The organism is Pontibacterium sp. (assembly GCF_041587635.1).
GTDB lineage: Bacteria > Pseudomonadota > Gammaproteobacteria > Pseudomonadales > Balneatricaceae > Pontibacterium.
Window position 1 is genome coordinate 1 of record NZ_JBFGYC010000111.1, and the last position, 8,966, is coordinate 8,966.

Genomic DNA, 8,966 nt, shown 5'->3' on the forward strand with positions numbered 1-8,966 from the left:
CATAAAAATCATTTTAAAAATCGCCAACTCAGATGAATTTTGAAAAAAACCACTTGACGAAAGGGTGGAGAAAGATGATGAAATGATTAAAAGGATCAACAAAATTTAATGATTTGATCAGGAGATCAAACTCACTCTGAGTTCTGCATCAAATCGAAAAAAGTGCCTATAGTTACCCCATATAAGAGGCATTGAACGGCGTCACCAAGCGTAAGAAGAGAAAGCACAATAGATCTACATATAAGCGGAATTGACAACAAATAGCCGCTTTATAACAACAATAATAGAAAAGGCTGCACAACCATGAGCAACCCGGCTCAACCACAACTTCCGGAATCTAAGGACCTGATTTCGCAGATTCAGTTTGCCAGTGAGGATGGCAAAATCTGGTTTAACGAACAGCGTATGCTGCTGATCCACTCAGCCGTGATGGGGTCTTTGCGTAAAGAGCTGATCGAAACCTTGGGCGTTGAACGTACGCGCGGGTTTTTAATGCGCTTTGGTTACTACTCAGGCCTCAAGGATGCCGAATCCGCACATAAGATCCGTCCGGATTTCACCAAAGCCGAAGCCTTCTTAGCCGGCCCACAGCTGCACAACATCAAAGGCATGGTGAGGGTTGTACCTAAACAACTGGATTTCGATATCGAAACGGGCAAATTCCATGGCGAATTTGATTGGTATGACTCCTACGAATCAGAGTTACACCTCAATGAATATGGATTATCAGAGGATCCTATTTGTTGGACCCTGATCGGGTACGCCAGCGGTTTCTCCACCTATTACATGGGTCGTAAGATCATCTTTAAAGAGACCCAATGTACCGGATGCGGCTCGGACCACTGCCATATTGTCGGCAAACCCGCTGAAGAGTGGGATGATCGCGAAGAGCTGGAACGCGCCCTGCTCCCCGATCCGATTATTGAAGAACTCTTTGCCCTGCAACATCAGGTATCCACGTTGCAGGAGAGTTTCCGCACACCGGAAGCCGAAGAAGACCTGCTGTTTAACTCGGTGGGCCGCTCTGGCGGGTTTAAAAATGTCTGCCAACTGATTACCAAAGCATCGAAGAGTAAAGTCACCGTCCTGCTGCTGGGCGAGACCGGTGTAGGTAAAGAGGTTGTCGCCAAAGGCCTTCATGCCAGCAGTGATCGCCGTGAAGGGCCTTTTGTCGCGGTTAACTGTGCCTGTATCCCTCCAGACCTGATCGAAGCCGAACTGTTTGGCGTGGAGAAAGGTGCCTATACCGGCGCAACACAATCACGCGAAGGGAAGTTTGAACGGGCAAGCAAGGGCACTATTTTCCTCGATGAAGTGATCGAGCTGTCCCCCCGCGCTCAAGCCACTTTATTACGTGTTTTACAGGAAGGTGAGTTGGAACGGGTCGGCGATAGCAAAGTGCGCCGGATCGATATCCGCGTCGTCGCCGCGACCAATGAAGATCTGGAAGCCGCCGTCAAAGACGGACGTTTCCGGGCGGATCTGTTCTATCGCCTCAATGTCTACCCTGTGCATATCCCACCGTTGCGCGACCGCACCGAAGATATTCCGCTATTGATCGAGCATTTTCTGGAGAAGTATCACACGCTCTACAACAAACGCACCCAGGGTGTCACCGACAAAGCACTGCAATCCCTGTTGATGTATAAATGGCCGGGCAACATCCGTGAGTTGGAAAACATGGTTGAGCGCGGCGTGATTCTTACCGACAACAACCACTGTATTGATATGGAAAGTTTCTTTCCTTCTCTGGCTGAACCCAGTCACCCACTGAACATCATCAACGGCCGGGGACTGCTAGACCCTCAGGAAGGGTCACAACAACCCGATATTGCTGATGAAAACTGGATGGATAGTTTACTGGGCGAGCAGTTCAGCATTGAAAATCTGGAGCACGACCTGATCAAACGGGCGATGAATCAAACCGGTGGCAACGTCTCTAAAGCAGCACGTATGCTCGGACTGACCCGCCCTTCACTGGCGTATCGGTTGAAGAAACTTAACAACGATACCGAGTAAATCAGCTCCGTCATACTTCCGCCACCAACCCGTTTGGTGGCGGAAGCCCCCTGCTATACAATGCGCGTTCTTTATTCTCTTCTGCTTTGAAAACCGGCCTGCCTGAATCTTATGAACCTGATACTGCTCTATACCAGCGACTTTACCGATGACAATACAGTGGTTATCAATGACCGTCGGTTTCATCATATCCGCAGTGTCCACCAGCCTGAGCCAGGTGAAACGCTCAAAGTCGGATTGTTAGACGGCAATCGGGGTACCGGCGAAGTGCTCAGCCTGTGCGACAAAGAAATTGTCTTCAACGTCACGCTGGATAGACCGGCACCTGAAGCGCTCCCGTTAAAGCTGATCCTCGCGCTACCACGACCAAAAATGATGAAACGCACCCTGCAGACAATTGCAGCGATGGGCGTGAAAGAGATCTACTTGATCAACTCCTACCGTGTGGATAAAAGCTACTGGTCCTCTCCACTGCTGCAACCGGAAAAGATTCGGGAGCAGTTAGTACTGGGGTTAGAGCAGTCGGGCGATACGGTGATGCCAGAGGTCCATCTGCGCAAGCGCTTCAAACCTTTTGTTGAAGATGAGCTGCCCGCAATCTCACAAAACACCCGTGCACTGGTTGCCCACCCCTACCATGCAACCCCTTGTCCGGTGGCATCAGCAGAACCCACCACATTGGCAATCGGACCTGAAGGCGGATTTATCGCCTACGAGGTAGAGAAGCTAAAAGAATGCGGTTTTAATGCCATACATATCGGTGAACGCATCCTGCGTGTCGAAAACGCCGTGCCTGTGTTGCTGGCACGCTTATTTCCGCTCTAGTAGTACTCCGCTGCCTCCCCTCTTTGTAATAGCCGCTCAGCCAGTTTTCAGAGTTACTGAACGGCAATTCTGGTTTATTGACCCAGATCATTTCAGCGTTAGCAATAGTGATAACAATTTGCATTATCGCTTGACATAACACCCTAAGAGAACAAGAATAATTCGCATTACTAGCTGCAAAAGCTTAACTGAACGCCAGGTACGATACGACAATGAAAAAGATGCTCACCGCTGTGGCACTGTCTGCCATGATTGCTACACCTGCTTTGCAGGCTGCTGAAGAAGTTAACATCTATTCCTTCCGTCAGGCGTTCCTGATTAAGCCTCTGCTGGACGCGTTTACTGAAGAAACCGGCATCAAAGCTAACGTTGTCTTCTCCAAAAAAGGGCTGCTTGAGCGTATCGAGCACGAAGGCCGTAACTCCCCTGCCGACATCCTGTTAACGTCCGATATCGGGCCGCTGTTCGACGCCACGGAAAAAGGATTGTTGCAGCCGGTAAAAAGTGAACTGTTGGAGAAGAACATCCCGGCTAAATACCGTGATCAGCAAGGTAACTGGTACGGACTGACGTCCCGCTCCCGTATCATCTATGCCTCTAAAGATCGCGTCGATGCCAGCGAAATTAAATCCTATGAAGATCTGGCTGATCCAAAGTGGAAAGGTCGCATCTGTACCCGTAGTGGCAAACACACCTATAACCTGTCGCTGATCGGTTCCATGGTCGCCGAGCACGGTGAAGCCGATACTCAGCAGTGGCTGAAAGGCCTGAAAGAGAATCTGGCGCGTCGTCCACAGGGCAATGACCGCGCACAGGTTAAAGCGGTCAAAGAAGGCGTTTGTGATCTGGCACTGGGTAACTCCTATTACTTCGGCAAGATGATCACCAACAAGAAGAAACCGGAACAGATCGAGTGGGCACAGTCCGTTAATCTGATCTTCCCGAATCAGGATGATCGTGGCGCACACATGAATATCTCCGGTGCAGGGGTCACCAAATACGCCCCTCACAAAGACGCGGCGGTGAAACTGATCGAATTCCTAAGCTCTGATAAAGCTCAGAAACTGTACGCTGAAGTGAACTTCGAATTCCCAGTCCGCAACGGCACACAACGCTCAGAACTGATTACTAAATACATGGGTGAGTTCAAAGAAGACGGTGTAAGCCTGCAGAAAATCGCTGAGCTACGCTCCACCGCCGCAAAAATGGTCGATAAGGTTGGTTTCGATAACTGATCCTTCATCAAGACGATTTCGGGTATCCATCGATACCCGAGTCTCTCGACTTTGCACCTTACTAACGGTAGTCTGCGCGGCTACCGTTTTGTCGTTTATGCATTGAACAAAGGATTAAGGGTTTGAACGCGAGGCTCAACGCCGAAATCAACACCAGTATCAGCAACCCGGCGGGCCTGTGGCGCTGGTTTGGTTCTACGTGGCTGGTCGCCCTGCTTGTCGCCCTTCCTGTTCTGTCCGTCTTCTATCTCGCATTATTCCCTAAAGAGAACATCTGGGCCCATCTGGCCGATACGGTTCTGCCGGTATACATCATCACCACGCTGGAACTGATGATCGGAGTGGGCGTCTTAGCCGTTGGCACCGGTGTCGTCAGCGCCTGGCTGGTGACCATGTGTCGCTTTCCCGGCAAGAAATATTTTGAATGGGCGTTGATGCTGCCCTTTGCAGTACCCGCGTATGTGATTGCCTACGTATACACCGATCTGCTGGAATATGCAGGCCCCGTACAATCCGCCCTGCGCGAGATTTTTGGTTGGCAAACCGCCCGCGATTACTGGTTTCCTGAGATCCGTAGTTTAGGTGGGGCGATCCTGATGCTGGCCTTTGTCCTGTATCCCTACGTCTATCTGCTGGTGCGAGCATCATTCCTCGAACAATCCAATAGCCTGCGTGACGCCAGCCGTTTACTGGGGTGTAGCCCGTTACAAAGCTTCTTCCGTATTTCCCTGCCCATTGCCCGCCCAGCGATTGCCGTAGGTTTGGCGCTGGTATCGATGGAAACCATCAACGATTTTGGTACCGTCGACTTCTTCGCTGTAAAGAGCATGAGTGCCGGTATCTACGATACCTGGCTGAATATGGGTAACCTCGGCGGTTCTGCACAGATCGCCAGCCTGATGATGTTCTTTGTTGTCACGTTGATTGTGCTGGAACGACTGGCCCGCGCTCGTCAGAAACAGTTCAACTCCAGTGATCGATTTAAGGCATTGGATACCTATAGACTCACCGGCTGGAAGGCAGCTCTGGCCTGGTCTATTTGCGCACTGCCCATCCTGCTGGGCTTCCTGATTCCTGTTCTGATTTTGGGCAGTTACGCGATTCAGCATCTGGATCAGCTGGATCAGGAGAACTTCTTCACATTCGCTGGCAACAGTTTTTTCCTGTCCGCCACCGCAGCACTGATCACCATCGCAATTGCCCTGCTACTGGCCTACAGTAAACGCCTTTATCACTACAAAAGCCTGACGGCCGCCGCAAACTTTGCCAGCCTCGGTTACGCCATGCCAGGCGCCGTACTGGCCATTGGTGTCATTATTCCGCTGGCAACATTCGATAACAGTGTCGATGGTTTTATGCGTGAGCAATTTGGCATCTCCACCGGTCTGCTGCTGAGCGGTACGACATTTGCCATCATCTTTGCCTACTCGGTTCGCTTTCTGGCGGTATCGACTGGTGCGGTAGAATCCAGCCTCAGCAAGATCACCCCAACAATGGATATGGCTTCGCGCTCGCTGGGATTATCTCCCATGCAGACATTGCTGAAAGTGCATTTGCCATTGATAAAAGGCGGGATATTCTCGGCCGGACTTGTGGTATTTGTCGATTGTATGAAGGAACTGCCAGCCACCTTGATTCTGCGCCCGTTTAATTACGACACGCTGGCAACCTTTGTCTATCAGTATGCATCCGATGAGATGCTGGAGGAGTGCTCGCTGGCAGCATTGTTAATCGTTGCCGTGGGAATTATTCCAGTGATCCTGCTGACCCGCACCATCACCTCGACACGGGCAGAAAGCTAAAACACACTTCATCTCCGCTGACGACTGTAGGGTAGGCTTTAGCCTACCGGCAGGCTGGAAGCCTGCCCTACAGAAAGGCTGCTCATTCACGCTCGGTTTTAGGAATCATCATGAATTGTAGGGTAGGCTTTAGCCTACCGGCAGGCTGATCACCTTCGATGACGACGAAGCCTGCCCTACAGAAGAAAGCTCAATATCGAACTAGAAAACGATAGGTTTGTGGACAGACACTTCTACACCCACACTGTCGCCGGTTTCAATGCGCAACGGTTCGCGTGCCATCGCTTCCACTTTACGGCCATTATTAAGCTGCAGCTGGTAACGGGTTGCGTCTCCCAGAAACTCTAACGACTTCACCGATGCGGTCTTACCACCAACCACAGGCTTCAGGTCCGTCGGGCGGATAAACAACTCGATATTGTCTCCGGCCGCAACACAACAAGGTTCTGCAAACTCCAGCGTACCCAGCTCTGTTTCAACGCAGAACTCATTCAGGCACACACCGCTAAACAACTCACCTTTACCCACAAAACCCGCCACCATCGCATTGACCGGATGATGATACAGCTCCTGAGGAGAACCCCATTGCTGCAGCTCTCCATCAGCCAGAATCCCAACCTTATCCCCAATCGCAAACGCCTCCTGCTGATCATGAGTCACCACAATCGCAGCAATGCCCTGTTCTTTGAGGATATCTTTGACTTCTAGAGACAGCTGCTGACGTAGGTCGGTATCAAGGTTAGAGAACGGCTCATCCATCAGCAGTAGCTTAGGCTGAGGCGCTAACGCACGGGCCAGGGCAACACGCTGCTGCTGACCACCGGAAAGCTCATGGGGATAACGTTTAGAAAGGTCAGGCAGTCGTACCAGATCCAGCATGTCGGTGATGCGGTTTTGCTGCCCGTTACCTGCGGATTTACCCAACCCAAAGCGGATGTTTTCACCCACCGTCAGATGCGGGAACAGCGCATAGTCCTGAAATACCATGCCCATACCACGCTTTTCAGGCACCAGGGTAAATTTGTCAGAAGAGATGGTTGTGCCTGCCAGACTGATATCACCGCTGAAAACCGGGCTAAACCCGGCCACTGCACGCAGTACCGTGGTCTTACCGCAGCCACTAGGTCCCAGCAAACACGCAATTTCACCATGATCCACAGAGAAATCCAGCGAACTGACGATCACCTGATTCTGATATCCACAACTAAGTGAACGAACATCCAGCAGAGAACTCATGCGTGATATACAGCCTTATCTGAATAGCGACACAAAAACAAAGGTGATCGATTATAAATGAAAACTATTCTCGATCACATAGGCAGTATATGTCTCAAATCACCCTTCAGTTGAAAGTCCGGCCCGAAAACGGGTCCAGTCAAAGGCTTCACCGGGATCCGTTTTCCGATCCGGGGCGATATCAGAGTGCCCGGTAATACGCTCTTCTGTGATCTGTGGATAAGCCTGACGAATCGCACGCGTCAGCGCATCAAGCGCCCGGTATTGTGGTTCGGTATAGGGAATATCATCCGTCCCTTCAAGCTCGATACCAATCGCGTAATCATTACATTCGGTTCGTCCCATAAACTCGGAACGTCCAGCATGCCAGGCACGTTTATCGAGATTCACAAACTGTGTCACTTGCCCTTCGCGAGATATAAACAGATGCGCAGACACGGTGAGATCTTTGATCTCTTCAAAGTATGGGTGTTCATCTACGGGTAGCTGATTCTGGAAAAAACGCTCCACATATCCACCACCAAACTGCCGCGGCGGCAAACTGATGTTATGCAACACAAGCAGTGAAACAACATCACCGGCGGGTCTTTCATTAAAATTGGGGGATGGACACTGCACAGCCTCTTTCACCGTGCCTGATGCAACTGAAAACTTCTGTTTCATCCCTATCCGCCCACCTGTGTTTTCGCTAGAATTGGTGCCCATCTTAACACTAATCACCCTGACAACTGGCACGCTATGCTGACTCGCGACGAACTCCAGAAAGATATTCAGATCACCGTAACCAACGCCCTGAGCGAAGATATCGGCGCGGGAGATATCACCGCACAGCTGATCCCGGCAGACAATACAGCCACCGCACGGATCATCAGCCGTCAAACTGCCGTGGTTTGTGGCACCGATTGGGTAAACGAAGTCTTTCGTCAGGTTGACCCTGAGATGCAGTTAGACTGGCAGGTTAAAGATGGCGATCTGGTTGAACGTGATCAGACGCTTTTCACCGTTTCCGGCTCAGCCCGCAATATGCTGACGGCTGAACGTACCGCGCTGAACTTCTTACAAACCTTATCTGGCACCGCAACCGTCAGTTATAACTATTCACAGAAGGTTTCCGGCACCAACGTTAAGCTGCTGGATACCCGAAAAACCATTCCTGGCCTGCGTACAGCGCAGAAATATGCGGTGACCTGTGGCGGTTGCTTCAACCACCGCATCGGCCTGTACGATGCGTTTCTGATTAAAGAAAACCACATCATGGGTTGCGGCGGTATCGAAGCCGCCATTCAGACGGCACAGTCCAATGAGCCGGGTAAACCCGTAGAGATCGAAGTGGAAACCTTCGAAGAGCTACAAGCGGCCCTGATCGCCGGTGCTGATATCATTATGCTGGATAACTTCACTCTGGAAGAGATGCGCAATGCGGTAGAAGTGGTCGATGGTCAGGCCAAACTGGAAGCATCCGGCAATATCACCGATGAAACCCTGCGCCCGATTGCAGAAACCGGTGTGGACTATATCTCTATCGGCGCACTGACCAAACACTGTCAGGCCGTTGACCTGTCGATGCGGTTTATCTGAGCACCTGACTATTAGTTTTTCTCGTTCCCACGCTCCTGCGTGGGAATGCAGACACCTGCCTGAAAACTATCCACTGTTGTACATCGCACCACCGTCAAACGTGGTATGGGTTCCCACGGAGGACCGGAGGAACCAGAGTCTCTGGTGTTTCCTATTCGACTACCAAAGCTTATCGACCGGCAGTAAACCCGTCTCTCCGACATAATCTCTAGCACTCGAATAACGCCACTGCTCAGCTTCATCGACATAACCCCGTTTTACCGGGTGCATA

7 protein-coding genes are annotated in these 8,966 nt (G+C 51.0%); 5 read left to right on the forward strand and 2 right to left on the reverse strand.

What is annotated here, in order from left to right:
- Window positions 1-303: 303 nt before the first annotated feature.
- The 4 genes from ABYW01_RS07810 to ABYW01_RS07825 all read left to right on the forward strand — a co-directional run bounded on the left by ABYW01_RS07810 (window position 304) and on the right by ABYW01_RS07825 (window position 5,881).
- Window positions 304-2,019, forward strand: coding sequence for a sigma 54-interacting transcriptional regulator (locus tag ABYW01_RS07810; protein WP_372831913.1), 1,716 nt, complete (start codon window positions 304-306; stop codon window positions 2,017-2,019).
- A 111-nt stretch (window positions 2,020-2,130) separates the two neighbouring features.
- Window positions 2,131-2,844 carry a 16S rRNA (uracil(1498)-N(3))-methyltransferase gene (locus tag ABYW01_RS07815; protein WP_372831914.1) on the forward strand — a complete coding sequence of 238 codons (714 nt, stop codon included), beginning with the start codon at window positions 2,131-2,133 and terminating at the stop codon, window positions 2,842-2,844.
- A gap of 212 nt (window positions 2,845-3,056) precedes the next feature.
- Entirely contained in the window at window positions 3,057-4,079 is a 1,023-nt protein-coding gene (locus ABYW01_RS07820) for a Fe(3+) ABC transporter substrate-binding protein (protein ID WP_372831915.1), read from the forward strand.
- 122 nt (window positions 4,080-4,201) lie between these two features.
- The gene (locus ABYW01_RS07825) at window positions 4,202-5,881 is read left to right on the forward strand and encodes an ABC transporter permease (protein ID WP_372831916.1); all 1,680 of its coding nucleotides are present in this window, start codon (window positions 4,202-4,204) and stop codon (window positions 5,879-5,881) included.
- 201 nt (window positions 5,882-6,082) lie between these two features.
- Here the strand turns inward: ABYW01_RS07825 and ABYW01_RS07830 are convergent, their stop codons facing one another.
- A complete protein-coding gene (locus ABYW01_RS07830) occupies window positions 6,083-7,117 on the reverse strand; it encodes an ABC transporter ATP-binding protein (RefSeq protein WP_372831917.1) in 1,035 nt (344 codons plus the stop codon).
- A gap of 99 nt (window positions 7,118-7,216) precedes the next feature.
- Window positions 7,217-7,780, reverse strand: coding sequence for a 1,6-anhydro-N-acetylmuramyl-L-alanine amidase AmpD (gene ampD / locus ABYW01_RS07835; protein WP_372831918.1), 564 nt, complete (start codon window positions 7,778-7,780; stop codon window positions 7,217-7,219).
- Window positions 7,781-7,855: 75 nt separating this feature from the next.
- On the opposite strand from ampD, the gene nadC reads away from it, so the two are divergent.
- Complete coding sequence (gene nadC, locus ABYW01_RS07840) at window positions 7,856-8,695, forward strand: carboxylating nicotinate-nucleotide diphosphorylase (RefSeq protein ID WP_372831919.1); 840 nt, start codon at window positions 7,856-7,858, stop codon at window positions 8,693-8,695.
- Window positions 8,696-8,966: the final 271 nt, after the last annotated feature.